Source organism: Providencia sp. PROV174 (assembly GCF_028480685.1).
Taxonomy (GTDB): Bacteria; Pseudomonadota; Gammaproteobacteria; order Enterobacterales; family Enterobacteriaceae; genus Providencia; species Providencia rettgeri.
On the sequence record NZ_JAMPOT010000011.1, the window covers coordinates 163,536 to 183,990 of the forward strand.

The 20,455-nt window shown below is 40.4% G+C and carries 13 protein-coding genes; 5 read left to right on the top strand and 8 right to left on the bottom strand.

What is annotated here, in order from left to right; all coding sequences use genetic code 11:
* Positions 1-5 precede the first annotated feature (5 nt).
* The 5 genes from PSE60_RS11700 to PSE60_RS11720 all read right to left on the bottom strand — a co-directional run bounded on the left by PSE60_RS11700 (position 6) and on the right by PSE60_RS11720 (position 7,510).
* Complete coding sequence (locus PSE60_RS11700) at positions 6-1,283, bottom strand: VENN motif pre-toxin domain-containing protein (protein WP_272665523.1); 1,278 nt, start codon at positions 1,281-1,283, stop codon at positions 6-8.
* Complete coding sequence (locus PSE60_RS11705) at positions 1,240-4,341, bottom strand: hemagglutinin repeat-containing protein (protein ID WP_272665524.1); 3,102 nt, start codon at positions 4,339-4,341, stop codon at positions 1,240-1,242. The genes PSE60_RS11700 and PSE60_RS11705 overlap by 44 nt, the downstream gene beginning before the upstream one ends.
* Before the next feature lie 675 nt (positions 4,342-5,016).
* On the bottom strand, positions 5,017-5,682 hold the full coding sequence (gene ccmB / locus PSE60_RS11710) for a heme exporter protein CcmB (RefSeq protein WP_004914238.1): 666 nt from the start codon (positions 5,680-5,682) through the stop codon (positions 5,017-5,019).
* Positions 5,667-6,299 (bottom strand): cytochrome c biogenesis heme-transporting ATPase CcmA, encoded by a 633-nt coding sequence (gene ccmA / locus PSE60_RS11715; protein WP_004914240.1) that lies wholly within the window; start codon positions 6,297-6,299, stop codon positions 5,667-5,669. The genes ccmB and ccmA overlap by 16 nt, the downstream gene beginning before the upstream one ends.
* Positions 6,300-6,331: 32 nt before the next feature.
* A complete protein-coding gene (locus PSE60_RS11720) occupies positions 6,332-7,510 on the bottom strand; it encodes an ion channel (RefSeq protein ID WP_210836916.1) in 1,179 nt (392 codons plus the stop codon).
* 452 nt (positions 7,511-7,962) lie between these two features.
* Between PSE60_RS11720 and cptA the strand changes: the two genes are divergently transcribed.
* Positions 7,963-9,672, top strand: a complete 1,710-nt coding sequence (gene cptA, locus PSE60_RS11725; protein WP_272665525.1) for a phosphoethanolamine transferase CptA — start codon at positions 7,963-7,965, stop codon at positions 9,670-9,672.
* Positions 9,673-9,721: 49 nt separating this feature from the next.
* On the opposite strand, the gene PSE60_RS11730 is transcribed toward cptA, so the two are convergent.
* Positions 9,722-10,408, bottom strand: coding sequence for a DUF421 domain-containing protein (locus tag PSE60_RS11730; protein ID WP_210850402.1), 687 nt, complete (start codon positions 10,406-10,408; stop codon positions 9,722-9,724).
* Between the two features lie 304 nt (positions 10,409-10,712).
* On the opposite strand from PSE60_RS11730, the gene PSE60_RS11735 reads away from it, so the two are divergent.
* The 4 genes from PSE60_RS11735 (at position 10,713) to PSE60_RS11750 (ending at position 14,385) form a co-directional block, all read left to right on the top strand.
* Positions 10,713-11,036 carry a hypothetical protein gene (locus PSE60_RS11735; protein ID WP_272665526.1) on the top strand — a complete coding sequence of 108 codons (324 nt, stop codon included), beginning with the start codon at positions 10,713-10,715 and terminating at the stop codon, positions 11,034-11,036.
* 145 nt (positions 11,037-11,181) lie between these two features.
* Complete coding sequence (locus tag PSE60_RS11740) at positions 11,182-11,622, top strand: GNAT family N-acetyltransferase (protein ID WP_272665527.1); 441 nt, start codon at positions 11,182-11,184, stop codon at positions 11,620-11,622.
* A gap of 71 nt (positions 11,623-11,693) precedes the next feature.
* The gene (locus PSE60_RS11745) at positions 11,694-11,960 is read left to right on the top strand and encodes a DksA/TraR family C4-type zinc finger protein (RefSeq protein WP_272665528.1); all 267 of its coding nucleotides are present in this window, start codon (positions 11,694-11,696) and stop codon (positions 11,958-11,960) included.
* A gap of 418 nt (positions 11,961-12,378) precedes the next feature.
* Positions 12,379-14,385 carry a BCCT family transporter gene (locus tag PSE60_RS11750; protein ID WP_272665529.1) on the top strand — a complete coding sequence of 669 codons (2,007 nt, stop codon included), beginning with the start codon at positions 12,379-12,381 and terminating at the stop codon, positions 14,383-14,385.
* Positions 14,386-14,521: 136 nt separating this feature from the next.
* On the opposite strand, the gene PSE60_RS11755 is transcribed toward PSE60_RS11750, so the two are convergent.
* Positions 14,522-15,127 (bottom strand): hypothetical protein, encoded by a 606-nt coding sequence (locus PSE60_RS11755; RefSeq protein ID WP_272665530.1) that lies wholly within the window; start codon positions 15,125-15,127, stop codon positions 14,522-14,524.
* Positions 15,124-20,433 carry a DUF637 domain-containing protein gene (locus PSE60_RS11760; protein WP_272665531.1) on the bottom strand — a complete coding sequence of 1,770 codons (5,310 nt, stop codon included), beginning with the start codon at positions 20,431-20,433 and terminating at the stop codon, positions 15,124-15,126. The genes PSE60_RS11755 and PSE60_RS11760 overlap by 4 nt, the downstream gene beginning before the upstream one ends.
* Between the last annotated feature and the right edge of the window lie 22 nt (positions 20,434-20,455).

Consider the following 20,455-nt stretch of genomic DNA (forward strand, 5'->3'; position numbering starts at 1 on the left):
ATGCCTCAATCAATTGGATTAAAGCCAGGAGTCGGTTTTCCACCTACAGGATACCCAGCTGTAACTTGATTTCCTTTTTTAATCACATCAATTTCTACACCATTAATTACACCACGATGTAATGTTTCACCTGTTGAGCTTCTTTGTCCAATAGCTGTGGAATTACCAATTTTATTTACAGAATCAATAATGCTTTTATCTGACCAATGCTCTGGAAATAGTGTACTTGTCTTAATTTTTGATAAGTTCCCATCTGGGAATTGAGTCGTAAATTTTACAACTCTTGTACCGTCTGGATTCAATTTTATTGTTTCTACCGCATAGTTTGGATTTTCATTATTCACTGAAGGCGAGTGTCCCCCAATTAATTTATTTGAGTTTCCAACTCTTTGTCCTGCAAGTATCTTAGTTTCTATTTCCGGTGAGATTACTGTTATATTCGGTTGATTAATTATTGGGTTAATTTCTTTCCCTTTTTGCCCATCACCTTTCACTGCATTATCAATCTTAGAAGATCCTGTACCGCTAGCCCCCCCTTTACCACCACTTGATGTAGTGGCTCGACCATCAATCAATCCATTTTCATTCATCACTATCACAGTGGCTAAAATTCCTGTTAGCTCTTTGAGATTCTCTGTTTGTGATGAATGATTAGCGATCCTGTTTTCTAATGCTGGCTCGAGCTTAGATATTGAATCCTTTACCATTTCTTGGCATTGCACATTACAATCAGGTAACCCTTCCAATGTTTTCAAGCTATCTAAAGCGCTCTTCATATCATTGGTTGATATTCCCCAAGCTTCCGCTTGCGATTGCAGTTTTTTGTCTAGTTTATCAATATCTTGTTGTAACTGTTTTCTCTCTTCTGGGGTCTTAGCTTTCGCTTGAGCATCGACAAAACTAATGATTTTTTCAGCATGTAAGAAGTTATTCTCAACCGTCGTCTTCCCTGCCTCGGCGGCATTTGCAGCACTTGACGTATCACCACCAACCAAGCCACCCGCAATACCCGCTGCCAAACTCGCAAAAGCACTGACTGTCGCTTTTTCGTCTTCTGTCAGCTCGCCGACTTTTTTACCGTACAGTTCTACCGCCAACATGCCCACCGCTTCAGACGTCATAGCTCCCAGCGATTGCGCTCCTGCATTTTCACCTTTTGCCAGCGCTAATGCAACATTCGCAATACCGTGCGCGATAACCCGCCCTTCCTGATTTTCTTTCGGTATTTGCTTGGCAATTTCATTCGCGATATACGGCGCACTCGCATTGAGTGTTGGTGGCACTGGTTAGATTGAGGTCATTTTTCGCGGTCAGGGTGATGTTTTTATCCGCATCCAGCTGGCTGCCTTGTACTGTCAGGTTTCCTTGGCTACCGTCTTTTTTACCCGTCGCAGTGAGGGTAATGTTATCCCCAGCACTTAAACTGCTACCTGATGCGGTATGTTGCTCTGTTTTCGTGGTGGATTTTGAAGAACTACTGCCATAAGACACATTGACGCCAAAGGCATCTGCCGCACTACCGCCTTCTTTCAGACCCGCCAACTCACCCGCTTGCTGAGCCTGAACACCTTGTAAACCCGCTTTCATTCCTTTGAGTGCAGCTAATTGTCCATCATCTTCTTGTTTAGCCGATTTTGCGGTCTGTGCCATACCATCTAACATGCTGCCCGCTGCACCACCGAGAGAAACCGTCAACCCACTAGATTTGCTTTCCACGGTAGTGATATCGGTACGGCTGTTTTCAGCCGCTGTAATATTCACATCACTACCAGTTACATTGATATCTTTCGCCGCAATTACATCACTACCATGAATATTTGCTGTACCACCGGCAGTTAATGTAACATCGCCCGCCGTACTACCAATCACGCTGCCTTTTTTCTGGTTGCTATCCGTATCAGTAGTCACTTTTTGTGAATTTGAACCAACCGTGAAGCCAATGCCACCTGTGCTCATTAGGCCTGACTTGGTTGTTTTCGACATATGCGTTTCATGGGACGCTTCATCAGAAGTGGTCACATTTAATTGATTTCCAGCCGTCATATTGACATCGTTGGTGCCGAGTAAGTTACTCCCTTCGATATTGACATTGTTTCCAGCTGTCACTTTCACACTATCGCCGCTAAACGTACTACTGATCGCCGTGCGCTCATTCGCCTCGTCATGGGTTTCTTTCGTGGTGCTTGATAAGAAACCTTTATCCGTGCTTTTTGTGTGTTTCGCATAGTCACTGGTTTCAATACCAGAGGTAATATTGATGTCACGCCCCACATTTATCGCCAGCTCGCCACCGCTGGTGACATTCGTTGCACGGGCAGAAAGATCTTGCCCAGCCGATAAAGTTAAATCCCCTTTAGTTTGGATTTGCGTGCCGACTTCAGTGCTGTTAGTGCCACGATAGTAATTGCTTGAATTGTGCGTGTAATCAAATGCCGAGCTGATATCGCGAGTTTCTAAACTAATATCGCGTCCCGCAATTATGGATGTTTTGCCATCAACGCCTAAATTACCGACATCGGTGGCTACCAAGTTGATATCTTGTACCGCTTTTAAGGTAAGTTGACCGTTATCACCTGTGACATAAATACTGGCTGGGCGATCAAGCCATTGAGATTGTCCATCTCCACGCTGTGCAGTTTCACTGAGAATATCGCGCCCCGCGGACAGTGAAACTCTGTCTAAACCGCGGATTTCTCCACCGACATTCTTAATGTCTTTTAAGGCATCAAGTTGGACATCTTTCCCCTGAATGCGCCCGCTGTTTTGGATATTTTCAGCGCGTAAATCCGTCAGTTCGCGGCTACTGATTTCACCACTATTGAGGATATTACCGGTCATGTTGGCAGAAACATTACGCCCCGCTAACAATGCGCCATTACCGTTTAAGTCCCCTTGACGGGCTCGGACATATACCTGCGGAACACTGACCATTTCAACGCGTCCATCGGGCAGTGTGACTTCTTTATTCACCATCCACACAATGTCAGTGGTTAAATTCGCCATTTGTTCTGGTGATAATGCAATACCTGGAGTCAGATTAAATTGATTACCGAACGCAACACCGTTAGTTAGCAGCGCACGATATTGTTCTTCATCACTATTATAGTTGCCTAATAAGCGCTGCCCTGTGGTTTCAATCAGTTGGTCACGGACTAAGCGTTGTTCATAGTAACCATCCCCTAAGCGCTTATGCAGTTGCTCGTTAGTGACAATATCAATACTCGACAACCATTTTTTGTAATTAGTAAAACGCGGGTCGGTTTCAACTAAAAATTGGCTGTCACTGCCCGGTGTTAAGTTAAACAGGCTGTTATCCGGTAACTGGGTATTTGGTCCAACGGTTCGTATCACGGCATCGAGATTGTCTTTTCCTTGAGGCCCTGTCTCCGCGGTAATATTTTCCCCTTTGCCAGCATCGGTTTGCCCTTGAATGTCGGCCCCGTTACCGATGTTGGCATCATCAGCGTGTAATGATGAGTCAACCGACTTGTCGTCTTTAACATCCACGTTGGCTGAAATTGAAGGTAATTGTGCCACTTCCATTTGTTGGCCTGGCTTGAGGTCTAATGCCGTGTTTTTGCTATCTTTTAACGCTTGCTCAGTAACCGTGGCACCTGAGTTTTCTTGTTGATTAGCATCAGAAACACGTTCGGCTTGCCCATCCAGTTGATTAACTTTGACTGAGTCGAGTTGTGTTTTATTGATACCACCCGCATTCTCGGCAACTTCTAATAGGTGTAAGGCTAAATCTTCTTCGCTATTAACCCCTTGGTATTTTGACGTGCTAGTCCGCGTTTTCCATTTACCACCACCTTTATAGCGATAAATCGTATTTCCATCTTCAAAGATACGGCGAACACCTTGTGCTTCTTCGTTGTTGAGATCATATCCTGTTAAGATCAGGTTTTGCCCCGCAACAACACGCGAATTTTCATTGTTCAGCTGCTGACCATCAATCGTTAAATTCTTGCCGCTGGTGATCAGCGCAGCATCGCGTTTGATAACTTGGGTTTCATAAATGATACGGTCGTAATCATATTCATAGAAATTTTTAGTCCAATTATCATACTCAAACATCCGCCAGCGATTAGATTTTTCATAGTGAATACCGACTTCTTTGTTGAGCGTGCCATCTTCATTAATCGCATAACGAGTTTGATTTCCATTGCGTGGCTGAATTTTATAGCGTCGCCCATTTCCGAAATCATACCAATCAAAGTGCTCGCGACTCACTTCCACAGCATCGTCAGTCAGTTGTAAATGGATATCTTTATTTTCAAGTACATCGGTTTTTAGTGTGAGGTTACCGGCCGCTTCAATATTAGCGCTGTGGTTTTTCACACTTTTGGCATGACCAGTGGCTTTTAGCTGGTCGTTTAATTGGCTACCGCAGGGAGACAAAAGGTAAGTAAAATCGATCTATAGCTAAAATTACGTTTTAAAATCATTAGAATTATTAATTGTATTGGTTTGAAATGAAGTAATATACGGAACTTTACATACTTTAAGTCAAATTACAATTGTGCTTTTTTATTCTTTTTATAATCAAGTTGAATCATCATGCTATTTAACTGATTTTATTTATAAATGTTTTTTGTAATAAAAAGTATAAAGCCGTAACAATTTAAATTTAGGTGATTTTATTTGATCCTCCCCATCAAAAATTTAACTATAGGTCATATAAAATGATGAAAAATCATTTAACTGATTGAATAAAATGAAATGTTAAGATAAACCACCCGTTAAATGAGTAAGTTTTTCTTATTAATTTTGCTTTTTAAGCCGTAATTTATCGATGATAAAAATAAGGGTAATTTTGCTTTATTCTTCTAGACTACTGACAAACATGTAATGTTTGGCTGCAAGTCGAATAAGTTTTGAAAATAAACGGAGAAAAACAATTTATTGATTTTCGGCTGATAACACAAAGCGGGAAAAACTACGCTTTATCCCGCTTTGTCAACAACCTCAAGGGCAGTTTTACTTTGCCCTTATATTCTGTGAAAGGAAAAATATCTAACTATTACTTATATTCAGTTTCAATGCAGCGGCGATAGCGAGAGGAGAAAAGGTAATACTCGCAGCAAATAACGCGGCAAGAATGGCAAAATAGCCATCGAGAGGCATTTTAAAACTATGTGCCTCCATCGTACCTGTTGCATAAATAAGCACTGGAATATAAAGCGGTAAAACGAGCAGACTAACTAAAACCCCGCCCTTTTTTAAGGAAACTGTTAATGCCGCACCAATCGCACCAATAAAACTTAATACCGGTGTCCCCAGCAGTAAGGTACCCGCCAACACCAATAGCGTGTCCGCGCTAAAAGACAACATTAATGCCGCAACCGGAGATAACAAGATCAATGGCAACCCAGTCACTAGCCAGTGGGCAATCACTTTAGCAAATACGGTTATAAATAAAGGATGTGGCGCGAGTAATAGTTGTTCAAGAGAGCCATCAAGATAGTCATCCTTAAATAAACGCTCTAGTGATAATAGTGAAGACAAAATAGCCGCGACCCAAAATACCCCAACGGCAATACGCGCTAATAATTGAGGCTCAGGACCAATACTAAGCGGAAATAATGTGATAACAATTAAGAAAAACCACAACGGGTTAACGAGCTCAGAAAAACCTCGGAAAGCAATTTTAAGTTCCCGTTTAATTAATAACCAAAACATGATTCAACCCCACCCGTCAGTTTTAGTGAACCAAATTGCCCTGACATCGCTTGGTGAGAGGTAAACAAGATAATCCCCCCCTGCTCTGCATGCTGATGAAAACGTTCTGTTAAACGAGCGACCCCCGCCACATCAATTGCGGTGAAAGGCTCATCAAGTATCCACAGAGGGGCTTCGCTTAGCCATAGCCTAGCTAAATTAACTCGCCGTTGTTGCCCTGCAGAAAGTTGACTAACAGGAATATCTTCATAACCGATTAATGAAACTTCCTCTAAAGCAGACCAAATACGCTCGCCTTCATGCCCTTTATGGTGCATTTGATAATAAAACTTGAGGTTTTCATAAGGTGTCAGTAATGATTTCACTGCAGGTTTGTGGCCTAAATAAAGTAAATGACGAGTGAATTCTTCTTTTAGCTTATCAATCGATTGATTATTCCAACAGACCGCACCTTCATCGGGTTTTAATAACCCAGCCATCATACGTAGCAGGGTTGTTTTTCCCGCTCCATTAGGCCCTTCAACTTGTAAGATTTCACTGGGCTGTACAATAAAATCAAGTTGATGGAATAACACCCTATTTTGCCGATGGCAACTCACTTGTTGAGCACTTAGCATGAAGCACAATTCCTGTTGTTTTTATTTTGAGGTTAGCTTTTTGCAACTTTGTTCAACAGCATATCACTAATAGAGTCACTCGATATTGCTTCACCGCAAAGCACTTGCATCAAAACCTCTGAACCTAAGGTCGATAATGAAAACAACATATCAGGTTTAAGTAAGCGAACTTTATCCATATTACTTTCTTGGTTAATTAACACCACGGTTTTCACCGTTCCCTCAACACCCGCTTGTTCTTTCACGCCCAATAGGGCAAAAGTGCTGAGCGAATCGCTATCCGTCATCACCAATACGCACTTCGCATGTTTTACGTTTGCTGCTGCTAGCAATTCCGAACTGGTGGGGTCGCCCGTTACAATGTTATCTTTTTCTGGGTAATGGCTACGATGGTTTTCTTGGCAAATCACAGCTACAGGTAGCTCTCGTTTTTTCAGCCCTTGATAGACATTGACGGCCATCGGTGTGCTACCAATCACCACATAATGATTTTTCATATAAGCAAACCTCTTACGCACAATTTCTTTCGTGCCTTTTGCTAACACCCCAACAATATAAACCACTGAAGTGGTAAAAATTGTGATCCCTAAAATAATCACTGTCACCGTGAATACACGCGCATCCACTGTAACCGGTACAATGTCACCAAACCCGACCGTCGTCATGCATACTAAAGCGAAATAAAAAGCTGTAGTACCATCTTTAACCACCGGCGAAAATTCATTACCAATATATAAAGTGCCAAAAATGGAGTAAAGCAACAATGCGATAATACACGTGATCGCCACAAACCCTGCACTGGTCAAGCTATGATGATGATATAGCTTCCAAAACACACACAATGCAATTAATAAAAAGAGTGAGAAATAACCTTGGTGGATATTTTCTTGCGCTAACCTCAAATCAACAAATGAAATAATTCCAAGCAAAAATAATGAGAATACCCAGGCGATACGGGCTCCATTAACCATAAATAGCGACAGGAAGATAAGCGAAATTCCCAATAAAAAACGGGGAATATCCAGCAGCTTCATAAAACCGAGTGATTTCAACCACTGTGTCAGCCCAGACTCACGCCAATCAATATAGTCAGTATAAGCACTTAACACAGGCTTTAAAATCATGGTGCCATCAATAATAATTAATAATGAAAGCAGCACCCTGATTGATAAGGATGATTTCAAAAAAGCCACAAATGAGTTGTCTAACATAAGTTGCTCTCACCCTTTATTGATAATGTTGGTCAAATTTTTATACACCATAAATAGGTTAAAAGATAATATCAACTGAATGAAATATTATTAAACAATAGTTCAATATTTTACTGTTTTAGTAACAACGTATAAAACATTGTCTATAATGCAATATCACAGAAACAGTTTCGAGCTGTGATTTGGTTCAGGAGTGCAGTTAACCCCCTGCATCTTGAAAAATGCCGATTCATACTCTAAATATTTCGAGAGGCAGGTAGGCAACAAGCGACGATAGACAAGGAGCATAGGTAAACTATGTGACTTGGCGAGCGGAGTGCAGTTAACACCCCTGCCTCTTGAAAGATGACGAGTATGGGGAACTTAAATTACATCTTCATATCTAAAAATCGATTTCTCAATTATTTTTCAATTCGACTTAACAATAATAGAAAACAAGAGTTTAAAAACCTATGAGTAACACTACACACTCGGAAAAGTTTAGCTGGACCTCTCTGTTCTGGTTACTAATCTACTTTTGGTATTTTTCATCGTTATTACAGCTGTATGTGCTCGTAACAGGGCAAAGTAATTCCATTGGCCTTAGAGACTCACTACTTTATAGCTCCCTTTGGCTAATTCCCGCTTTATTGTTCCCAAAAAGAATCAAATTAGTTGCTGGGGTGATAGGTATTGTTCTTTGGCTATCCTCTGTTGTCGCACTCGCCTATTTTGTGGTTTATGGTCATCAAATATCGCAAAGTGTCATGTTCGTCATGTTTGAAACCAATACCAATGAAGCTGGTGAATTCCTTAAGCAATATTTTAGCTTCAAAGTCTTAGGCGTCATACTCGCCTATACTGTCGTCGCGATATTCCTGTGGACACGCCTAAAACCAGTCACATTACCAAAGACAGGGCGAGTCGGTATCTCATTGTTAATTTTAGTGATTTTGTTTGGTGTCCCTTACTATAATAAAGGCATAAAACAAGACCGCCCGATGTCGAGTATTGCATCTTATGTCAATAGTAAACTCGCCTATGCAGCGCCGTGGCAGTTTGTGAGTGGTTACTTCTTATATAAAAACCAGCTGGCAAACATGGAAGAGTTAATCCGTGACAACAGTAAAATTCCACCATTAGAAAACTTCATTGATGCTAACGGTGATACACCTCGTACATTTGTATTAGTGATTGGTGAGTCCACCAGCCGCGATAGAATGAGCCTATATGGCTATTCGCGCCCAACCACACCTGAATTAGATGAGCTAGCTAAAGATTATCCTGCTAATTTATCAGTATTCAATGATGTGGTGACATCCCGGCCTTATACCATTGAAGCACTACAGCAAATTCTGACGTTCGCGACACAAACTGAACCTGAACTGTTCAATTCGCGCCCTTCTATCATGAATATGATGAAGCAAGCGGGCTTTAAAACGTTTTGGATCACCAACCAGCAAACAATGACTGAGCGTAATACCTTATTAACTGCGTTCTCTCGCCAGACAGACAAGCAATATTATTTGAATAATGACATGGCTCAAAGCTCACGTATTTATGATGACGTGGTTTTTTCCCCATTCAAAGAAGCACTTGCAGACCCTGCTGAAAAGAAATTTATCGTTGTTCATCTGTTAGGGACTCATATGCGCTATGAATTTCGCTATCCTGAAGATAAAGCTATTTTCAAAGACAAGGACAGCGTAGTTCCTGCTAATTTAAATAATGATGAAGTAAAAGATTACAATGCTTATGATAATGCACAACATTATAATGACTATGTGGTTTCATCATTAATCAAAGACTTTGATTCTTCAAAAGAAAATGGGTTTTTGGTGTTTTTCTCGGATCACGGTGAAGATGTTTATGATACCCCGCCTCATGAAATGTTAGGGCGTAGTGAAGGTAAGCCGAGTAAAGTCATTTATAATGTGCCTTTCCTAGTTTGGCAATCACCTGAGTGGTTATCGACACATCAATTTGATTTGAATGATAAAACAACTCGACCGTTCAGTAATATGGACTTTATCTATGCATGGTCTGATTTAGCAGGTTTAAACTATACTGGATTTGAACCTGAAAAAAGCCTATTTAATGAGTCATTTAAGCCTCAACCTCGTTATATTGGTGACCCAGATAATAAATCCTCATTAATGCTCTATGATGATTTGAAAAAATAATTAAGCCTCTGTCGGTGAAATATTTTTTGTATTTCACCGACCTATTCATTTAAGCAATAACTTTCAGGTGCTGTGCATTTTTGCGGTTTATTTTACCATCTCGCAAAATAAACGTGACTTCACCGCGCCAAAATTCAGCCAAGAAAATATCACTTATTGATTCAATTCCTTGTAATTCAATTTGCTGCATTAACCAGCTTTCATCTCTTTCGATGGATTCCAAACCATAGCTTCTAATAACCCCTTCTTTTATCAGGATCACAGATGGCATGTTTTTTTCATCGCAAATAATAGTTAACTGCCCATCGGGCTCTATTTGCGCATAATAAATTTCTTGAAAAGAGTGAATTCCTTGTGCATGAATTCGAGATGAAATATTGATGAGGTCTATCTTATTGGCTTTCTCTAAAATGTTTTCCATTATAAATTGGCCTTTTTTAATGATGGGTATGGGATTACCAATCGCCACATTACGAAAAAAATTAAATCTTTTCGTTAAAAAGTTTAAAAAGCTAATAAACAAAACACCAATAATTAAAATAGTCACATACTGGTACAATGGGATAGTATCACTGTAAATCACCCCGCCAATAATGCCCCCTAAGACGAAATTACCAATGAAATCAATAGGAGTCATTTGGGAAAGCTGCGTTTTTCCCGATAGATTCATATGAGTGATAACAATGGCAAAACCGATAATAAACTTTAAAATAATCAACGAATAATAGTACGCCATATTGCTATTCCTTTGTTATCTAAAACATACATTTGTTTTCATTATTTATTTAAATATTAAGTTTCGATCAGTTTAGCTTGATTATCTACCTTTTATAGCGCTATAGCATGGAACAAACGATTATTTCCCCAAAAATAGTCTTCAACTCGAATCTAACACAACAAAATACTTTAATATTTCAGTCAATTAGCTATTTATTTTATAATCCACTTAATTTCAACTATAGTTAAATATACACATTGGCACTCAAGCCAATATCAAGCTTCAATAACATTTTTACCTACATCGTGCTAAGGATATGTTTATGAATATAAAACTCATCACTTCACTTCTTTTCGCGGGTCTTGTTACTGTTATCGCTGGTTGTGATGACTCTCCCAAACCGAGTGATACTGTTAAACAAGCAGAAGAAAAAGCACAGCAGTTAAAAGAAGATGGTGAAAAAAAAGCCAATGAACTGACAGAAGATGCAAAAAATAAAGCTGAAGAGTTGAAACAAAACGCGTCAGAGCTGAGCCAAGAAGTCAAAACAGATGCGATTAATAAAGCCGATGAAGTGGCAACCGATATGAAAGAAAAAACGGAATCGCTCAAAACAGAAAATGATGCAGAAAACGATAAAAAATAACTATTTTTTCAACCTTCTTCAAGAATGTAGGCTTTAAATGCCTACATTCTTATTTGCCCCTCATAAAAGCACCAAAACCCTCCTAACTAATTCGTCATTCCACGATATAATTACGCTTCTTATTCGTTAGCTACTAGGAACACTAATGCAAATTAAACACAGTATTGGGTACACAAACCCAGAACTTCTTACCGATGCTTTCAGCCTGCGCCAACAAGTTTTTACTCAAGAGCAGGGGTTCCCCGCTGATATCGATGTCGATGAATATGATGAATCTGCATTACATGTGGTTTTGTATTTAAATGAGCAACCAGCCGCTGTATTACGCTGTATACTACTTGAAGGTAATCTCATCAAAGTTGGCCGTGTCGCAGTACAAAAGCCACACCGCGGCAAAGGGCTTGGACGTGAACTAATGAAATTTGTAGAACAATATGGTCGCTCCCACCATTACCCTAAGATTGCTCTTTCAGCACAACATACGGCCATTGATTTTTACCATACCCTTGGGTATCAAACTGAAGGCGAAATGTATGATGAAGACGGAATAGACCACATTTACATGACATTATCTTTAGAGCAATAATTGCCCTTGAATTAAATTTTCTCGCCCTTATATTGCTATAAGGTCAATATTTAATCAAATAGAGGTGGATAATGGCAAATGGTTGGGCAAATGAAGATGCCGTTCAAGAACAAATTGATGCCACTCTTGATGATGCGGTAACGAAAGCGCGACGGCAATTACACTCCGGTGAAAGCGCCGAGTTTTGTGAGGAGTGTGGTGAAGCCATTCCTGAAGCCCGCCGTTTAGCATTACCCGGCGTTAAATTCTGTATTAACTGCCAAAATGAATTAGATAAAAAACAATCTGCATTTAGTGGTTATAATCGACGTGGCAGTAAGGATAGCCAATTACGCTAATCATATTTTCATTCCAATTTACCTATGGTTTTTACTTATCTAATGCTTACTTTCGCTTATTTGCATTAACTTATTGGTAAAACATGTAAATATTGCATTATTAATTATTAATTTAATGATAATTAACATGATATTTTTCCCCTCCAGTTAATGTTATTTTCCGATATTGTTGATCATTCTCCAGTATCATGGCAGTATAACCGCCTATTTTTTAACTTATGAAGGTGGTAAAGGCTCGAATATCATCGCTATTTTTGGCAGTTTAACCTGCCTACAACACCATATTATTGTTCTTTCTACCTCGTTTCCTTAGGAAACCTTTTCGCAATTATCCATTGTTTCATTAAGAAGGACAGCGCGTTGCATACTTTGTCAATTTCGGTATGCCAAAAATAAAATAAAACAAAAGAAGGTTGTTATGAGTCAAATTGCTACTGATTCTAAAAAAGTTCGCTCTAAAATTAGTCCCCCTGTGTTTTATAGCTCTGCCATTATTATTTTGGTTATCGTTGGCTTTGCCGCTTTGATGCCAGAAGTCGCAGAATCTCATCTAAGTCATCTTCAACAAAATTTATTTAATAACGCAAGCTGGTTCTACATTCTTGCTGTCGCTATTATTCTTTTGAGTGTGACTTATCTGGGACTCTCCCGTTACGGGCAAATAAAATTGGGACCAGACCATGCCCTACCAAATTTTAGCTATCTGTCATGGTTTGCGATGTTGTTCTCCGCGGGTATGGGGATCGGCTTAATGTTCTTTGGGGTTGCTGAGCCTGTCATGCACTACCTCAACCCACCGGTCGGTGAAGCACAAACGGTTGAAGCCGCTAAAGAGGCTATGCGCTTAACGTTCTTCCACTGGGGGTTACATGCTTGGGCGATTTACGCCATTGTTGCATTAATTTTAGCGTTTTTTAGCTATCGTCATGGCCTCCCTCTCACCTTACGCTCCGCCCTTTACCCAATTATTGGTGAGCGAATTTATGGCCCTATTGGTCATGCGGTTGATGTCTTTGCTGTGGTAGGTACGGTATTTGGTGTTGCCACTTCTCTCGGGTTCGGTGTGCTACAAGTAAACGCAGGTTTAAACCATTTGTTTGGTTGGCCTGTGAATGAAACTGTACAGGTGATCTTAATTATCACCTTTACGGGTTTAGCGACACTTTCTGTGGTTTCAGGCCTTGATAAAGGTATCCGTATTTTATCTGAACTCAACCTTGGCCTTGCTTTCTTATTACTGGTACTTATTGTTGCTTTAGGGCCAACAGTGCTTCTGCTGAAATCTTTCGTTGAAAATACGGGGGGTTATCTATCAGAGATCGTCACTAAAACCTTTAATTTATATGCGTATGAACCTAAGTCCAGTGGCTGGTTAGGGGGTTGGACCTTACTGTATTGGGGTTGGTGGTTATCATGGTCACCATTTGTCGGGATGTTTATTGCACGTATCTCCCGCGGACGCACCATCCGTGAATTTGTCATGGGCGTATTATTCGTCCCTGCAGGGTTCACATTGATGTGGATGACGTTCTTTGGTAACACGGCGATAGATTTAATCAAAAATAAAGGCGCAACACTATTAGCAGATACGGTACAAGCTGATGTGTCTCTCGCTTTATTTGAGTTTCTTAATTACTTCCCATTTTCTTCTGTGCTCTCCTTTTTTGCTATGTTGATGGTAATTGTATTCTTTGTTACTTCAGCAGATTCAGGCGCTATGGTGGTTGATACCCTAGCTTCTGGCGGTGATTCCAATACCCCAATTTGGCAACGTATTTTCTGGGCTGGCTTAATGGGTGTCGTTGCGATCACCATGTTGTTAGCCGGTGGCTTGCAAGCCTTGCAAACACTGACAATAGCCAGTGCGCTACCGTTTGCCATGGTGTTATTGGCCTCTATTTATGGCTTATTTAAAGCCTTACGCGTCGATGCTTACAAACGCGATAGTCAGCAATTGGCGACCATAGCCCCAACCGCCAGTCGTAACCCTATTCCATGGCAGCGACGCTTACGTAACATCGTATATTTCCCTAAACGTGCGCATGTTAAACGCTTTATGGAAGAATCCGTGAAACCTTCCATGGAGATGGTTTCTGAAGAACTGGCTAAACAAGGGACGGTGTGTCATATCCATACGGATCGAGACGATAGGATTGGTTTTGAAGTGGACTTAGGCGAAGATATGAACTTTTTATACGAAGTTCGCCTCCGTTACTATATTCAACCGTCATTTGCTTTAGCGGGTATGGGCACAGAAAGTGATGATGAAAAGAGTGAAGAACAACGCTACTATCGCGCTGAAATTCACTTAAAAGAAGGTGGACAAGACTACGATGTGATGGGCTGGGCAAAAGAGCAGATCATCCACGATATTCTTGATCAGTACGAAAAACATATTCACTTTTTACACTTATTGGGTAAGTAGCCTAAAAAGAGAGAGATTGAACATTAGAGGCTGAAGCCTACACAACAATAACCGCCATCTTTACATAAAGAAGGCGGTTATTTATGATACATTCCAAACTTTCGCCATGTTTTATCTTTTCGTATGTACCATAATCTTAATCATGGTACATACGAGGAAAATACTCACTAATTCTATCGTTATCCAGTAGCCTATCTTTTGTAAAGTCAAGCGTGTCTGAGACCGCAATTCCATGGCGCAACTCTTTGGGAAAGTCTTCAACTGAAGCATAAATAGTCGGCATCAAATAACGGAAATAATCTCCCATTTTAGTTTCACCACCATAGCCGACAGGGTAATCATCTCCAGGGTTATTACCTTCTATAGCTTGATAAATAAAAAAACCTTTATTTAATGGTAAATTATAATCCGAACAAACTTTTAATCTATCAAATTTATCTTTTAAGTATTGCTCAACTTCAGACTTTGTGTTTAGGAAGCGAAAAAAATAATGAGAATACAAGTCTAAAATAACCGAGCCTTTTTTATCTTCGGGGTAATCTACAAATATGGCAGACTCTTCCCATTTATATTCATTCAATTGATCAAGCAATTCTTCAAAATTTTCCAAAGAGAGAAGTGCATTAGGTAACCATCCCCAATTATTGTTAACCACAACCGCGATTTTTCCATTTTTATCCATAGCAAACCAAGTATAGATGGTTCCAAAACTTGGTTTCCAGTCATTTACTAATGTACTCATTTATGTGCTCCTGTTGGCCATGTTGCTTGACAATTTTTGCATGTATCCACTAAAGCTGCCTCATTAATTTTCGAATCCTCCCAAACAATCCTTGGCCTAACTGGTTGAGTAAATTTAATATTTTCCGGTTTTACTCCTTCCCTTATTAATTTATCAGCAGCTGATACTTCAGCACAAGCACCAACAGAATTGTTACAAAGTTTAGTGTACTCACCTATTTCAACGCCAAGTTGCTTTTTAAGATAAAGAACTGTTCTATCATCTAAAGCTTCCGCGCTGACTTTACCATTACTAAACCCAAATGCTGTTTTCCCTGTAGAAGGATCATAAGCACCAATCCCAACTGCAAACTTCTCGGCTTGTGATTTAGAATTTAATTTATTAATTTCCTCAACCAATTTATTAGTCGCAGAGGCATGCAACTGCTCTTTTTCTATGACGGGGGTTAATTTTGAGATATTAAGCTTACCGGATGTTAATAACTCTTTTGAGGTGGTTGGTATTGCATTTTTTAATGATTTAAGTGCCTCCTCAGAGTTCGCTACAACCTTAAAGCCAGCCCCCCCAATTGCAGCTGTCGATATAGCAGCTTCAGGTGCGGCTATATCGGCTGCTACCAAGCCTAGCTTAGTAGCGCAGAAACTGATGCTGGCTTTACATCCAGCAGCACCTAATTTTAGCCCTTCCGCGATTTGTGGGGTCGCGGCAACAACTATTTCACCTCCGAGTATGATGACAACCCCACCGACGGCAACTAAGCCCACCACTCCAGCAGCTTGTTCTCTTGCAGCAACTCTTTGTGCAGCAGCTTTATCTCCTTTAGCTGCCGCCATCATATCGAGATTATTCTCTATAATTATTTGCTGTAGCTGATGCTCTGTATAATTATACGTATAAACCAACTCAGCAGAGTTAGCTGCAGAAAAAGCCCCTTCCGGCTTATGGGTAATTAATGCTCCTGCGAATCCGCCTAATACTTTAGTGAATTGAGTTTTGGCGTCATTACCCTTGATAGCATCTTGTAGTAATGCGAGTTGTCTTTCTTGCTCGTTGATATATTTTGGTTCAAACAATTTACTGTTCAATGTTATTGCAGCTAACTCTGCCGCTAATGCACCAACAACTGCGCCTTTCGCATCTCCTCCTGCAATTTCAGCGCTAATACCTGAAACAACAGAGTGGCTTAATAGCTTTCCTGTGTGACCTAAAATCTCACCATTATCGCCAATCAGTTTTGCTCCCTCAGCATTCACCTGATTACCAATATTACTGAGTAAGGCATTCTTAAAATTATCAGTAAAGCTGCCACCTTGAATAGTTGTGTTCACTGTAGAGCTAATCACGGATTGCGCGGCAACGCGCTGCGCGACTTTATTCCAATCCCCATGGCTTAATAGTGGTAATTTGGCATCAGCGGGGTTACCTGTCGTCCAGCCCATCTTCGCATCAAGGCCATTAAGCGCCCCTGAAATCACCATTTGAGTAATAATGGATTTGACGGTATCGCTTTTACCTAGCGAGTTAAGTGTTTTGGATAGATTTCCTTGGTTTTCTGCCAACGCAACAGCGGCTTGAGAGGTGAGTGCGGTCATACCTGAATAGGCCGCTCCAGAAATAACATTAGCTGTTATTCCGGTCGCGCCTGTTGTAGTCACTGCGCCATCTGCAGCCCATGAAGCTAACCCATAACCGGATGTCATCGCGCTGACTGCAATCATAATCAAGGCTGACGCAACGGGATTTAAGCTTTGGCTTTTATAATCCCAACTGTCATACGCATCTTGAACTAATCCCCATTGCACATCCTTGCGGTCTTTTAGACCCGCTAACCATTTGGTGCCTTCGGTTTGTCCGAGTGAATTTAAGGCATTTTGTAAGCTTTGGTTATTTTTAGCTTTAATATCTGCAGTGATACCTTTAGCTGCATCAACCGTCAGCTTGCCACCAATATGCAATGCAGGTAAAACCCATTTATCTGAGGTATACCCTTTATTGCGCTGTGTAATATAAAACCCGTTAGAATTTGTAATCACCTGTTCAAATTGCGAGTTTTTGACAGCCTTAAAATTCACCTTACCGGTTTGACTGGTGATTTTGGCATTCTTGCCCGTATTAATTTTGGTGGCTTCTAAGGTGACATCATCCTTGGCATATAGGTTAATATCACCACCTGCGGTAAATTCAGTGACTTTATTGGTTTTATCACTGCGTGTTTTTCTCACTTCCTTTTTCGTGATACAAAGCGTCCATCTATTGCATTTCTTTTTATACTCTTCGAAGTAACTGCTTTCCTCCATGGCTTGGGCATAGAGATACCCACCTTTTGCCGCAATATCCATCGCGCCTTTGGCAATGAGACGAGACGCTTGGAAAAGAATGCTCCCCTCAGACAAAATGGTCAGCGTTTTACCACTGTTAATTTCAGTGCCAATTTGGCGATATAACTCTTCATATGTTTTCCCTGACTGTTTTCGATAATTCGTTTTAACCGACTCTAACCGTACATTTCCCCCGCTTGAGAGTGTGATGTCATTTAGGGATTTGATTGTGCTACCTTGTGCGGTTAAGGCGCCATTTGAGGCTAGGGTGACGCCTTTGTCTCCCGAAAGCGTCGAAGTCACATAACGTACATCTTGGTTATCTTCGTTGGGGTTGGGAATGGCAGAGTAAGCGGTAGCGGTTAATTTAATATCACGACCTGAGAGCGCGATAACTTTGTCTTTTGATTGAAGATTGGCAGATTGCAAGTCAATATCGCGAGCTGCATTTAACGTAATATTGCCATTTGCGATGAGTTGAGAGCGTAGCTCTGGGTAGCGATTGGTCTTAAATACATTGTCGACATCTTTAATCGCTTTAGAGCCTAAAAGAATATCTTGGCCTGCATTGAACGTCAGTGATTTTCCACTGTTGAAGGCAATGCCACGCGCTTCAATATTCTTACCTGCAGTGAGGTTTATCTCCCCTGAACTTGCCCAATTTCCTGTTTTTGTGAGTAACGCATTGATATTGGCGATAGGCTCTGAAGCCGCGAGTTTCATTAAATTGGATTCATCGCGACGAATAACAATATTATCATTGGCACTGAAGGTGAGTTTATTGGTTTTGGTTAATTGCGCATTATCAAAAGAGATGTTTTTACCCGCTTGGATATGTAACGAGTTTGCAGCGTTGATAACCGGGGGCGATAAGACATTATCCTTAAACGCAGAGACAGGATTTAAGCTGTATTGAAGATTGCCATTTTTCGCAATTAAGGTACTGTCTTTAGCCGTTAAATTGACTTGTTTGAGATTAAGATCGTTGTTGGCAATTAGGCTTTGTGATTGTTTTGCAACCAGTCGCGCATCATGAATATTGATGTTTTGACCAGCGATAATAGACAGATCATTTTCAGACTGTAAGTTGGTAGAAATATTTATATTATTAGAATTTAAGATAATGTTTTTTGCTGATATTAAATAAGCAGGCGCAGTGCTTTGATTTATTTTTGATATTAGTGATGAAGCAATAGGCAGCTTATTTTCACTGTTAATTGAATGTTTAAAATCAAGGATGAGATTAGTGCCTGAATGTAATCCTTTTTTTGTTTTTAAATTATCAATCTGTTCCAAAACGAGCACATAATCTTGTGCTTTATAATTTGTTTCTAAAACTAATTCTTTGATATTTATAATATTAACTATTCCACTGCCACTATTCGAAGTATCAATGACATAATTTTTATAGGTGTATTTTTTCCAACCAATATTTTGACTATTCTCTAACGTATTACCGGTTAAAATTAAATTATTCTTAGCGGAAATGATACCGTTATCGTTAGTGATTTGATTGCCATTAAGATAAGCATTTCCACCGCTAACTATTTCTCCGATCCGAACTGAATCATCAGAGTAAACACTTTGACCTGTATTGACTAAAACACCCTCTTTATAAAATGCATTTGAAAAATCAGCTACACCGAACCACTTATTAGGAAGAGGGTTAACCAACTTTGCATTCATGACCACATCATAATTCCCGCCTCCTTCTCTAACTCGGTCTATTAATAAGTTCTTACTTGTGGAGGTCGGTTGTATCGTATTTTCCTTGTAGTGCGTATTTAACGCCATGTTGGTCAATTTTTTAGTCCGAACAACTAAATCCCCCGTATTGGTCTTTATCGTTCCTGATTTATTCTCAATCAGGGTACTCAAATCCCCTTTGGCATTTTTTTGCATCCACAGATTATCTTGTGCTTGAATAAGCGCACTATTGCCCGTATTGCTTATTGAATCAGCAAAGACACGCATATCTTTGCCTGCGGTAACTTGACCATTGTTGATAAGAGTATTGGTGGCCAATGTGATGTCTTTGGCGGCATTCACGTTGGCATTGGCGTTAATTTGCAGGTTTTTGGTACTGACATTGATATCTTTTTTCCCTTGAATATTGCCTGCAAGGGTAATTTTGCCATCGACGGTTAATGTCAGGTCATTTTGGTTGGTTTGCACATTGCTGAGGTTAATCCCCACCCCTGATTCTGTACTCACCAATTTCACTTGATTGGCATACATCCCACCCAGCGCTTTAGTATCCACCGATATAGACGGTTTAGCACCCTCTCCACTAATGGGCGTGACCGTACCTTTTTGAAAATCAACACGGTTGGTGCCTTGCATTAAAGTCAGATTCTTGGCTTTGATTTGCCCGTTTAGTTCGGTGGCTCGACTGATAATATCGGCATAGGTTTGCGCTTGCGCATTCATGCCATTGGCCCCGATAACCACACTGCCTTTTTTCACCTCAACCGCAGATAAAGCTCCCTTGTTATCCAGAATGGGTTTCCCTGTGGTCAAAGTAATCGCAGGGGTATTCACAAAGCTACAGCCATTACAGGTAATCCCATTCGGGTTGGCAATGACGACATTCGCGCCTTTACCTGCCACTTCCAACTTACCTTGTAATGCTGAGCGGCTACTGCCCGTGACTTCATTGATAATCAGATTGGCAGCATTTCCTTTTAAATTGGCATTGGCTTTGATTTGCCCTGCAATTTGAGAATTCACATTGGCAGTGGCGTTATTGAGTACCGCACCTTGTTTATCCACATTAAATTGTTGAAATTTATTGTGCGATATTCCCGCCCCATTCGGCGTGGCAATATTAATAATCGGGACGTTATTTTGTTGGCTGATTTGAGTGTTTTTATCGGCCGCCGTCATGGCTGCCCCCCAAGCGGGGTGTAAGGGGTAGACAACGGTTAAGAAAATAAGGGTATAACTTAATAACCGTTTAGGCCGTGAAGGTAATTGTTCATTTAGCATAAATAATCCTTTAAAAACGTAA

Bases quoted from the DNA above. Each gene is read 5' to 3' on its own strand.
- ccmB (WP_004914238.1), bottom strand. From the start codon at position 5,682: ATGTTTTGGTTATTAATTAAACGGGAACTTAAAATTGCTTTCCGAGGT.
- ccmA (WP_004914240.1), bottom strand. From the start codon at position 6,299: ATGCTAAGTGCTCAACAAGTGAGTTGCCATCGGCAAAATAGGGTGTTA.
- PSE60_RS11720 (WP_210836916.1), bottom strand. From the start codon at position 7,510: ATGTTAGACAACTCATTTGTGGCTTTTTTGAAATCATCCTTATCAATC.
- cptA (WP_272665525.1), top strand. From the start codon at position 7,963: ATGAGTAACACTACACACTCGGAAAAGTTTAGCTGGACCTCTCTGTTC.
- PSE60_RS11730 (WP_210850402.1), bottom strand. From the start codon at position 10,408: ATGGCGTACTATTATTCGTTGATTATTTTAAAGTTTATTATCGGTTTT.
- PSE60_RS11735 (WP_272665526.1), top strand. From the start codon at position 10,713: ATGAATATAAAACTCATCACTTCACTTCTTTTCGCGGGTCTTGTTACT.
- PSE60_RS11740 (WP_272665527.1), top strand. From the start codon at position 11,182: ATGCAAATTAAACACAGTATTGGGTACACAAACCCAGAACTTCTTACC.
- PSE60_RS11745 (WP_272665528.1), top strand. From the start codon at position 11,694: ATGGCAAATGGTTGGGCAAATGAAGATGCCGTTCAAGAACAAATTGAT.
- PSE60_RS11750 (WP_272665529.1), top strand. From the start codon at position 12,379: ATGAGTCAAATTGCTACTGATTCTAAAAAAGTTCGCTCTAAAATTAGT.
- PSE60_RS11755 (WP_272665530.1), bottom strand. From the start codon at position 15,127: ATGAGTACATTAGTAAATGACTGGAAACCAAGTTTTGGAACCATCTAT.
- PSE60_RS11760 (WP_272665531.1), bottom strand. From the start codon at position 20,433: ATGCTAAATGAACAATTACCTTCACGGCCTAAACGGTTATTAAGTTAT.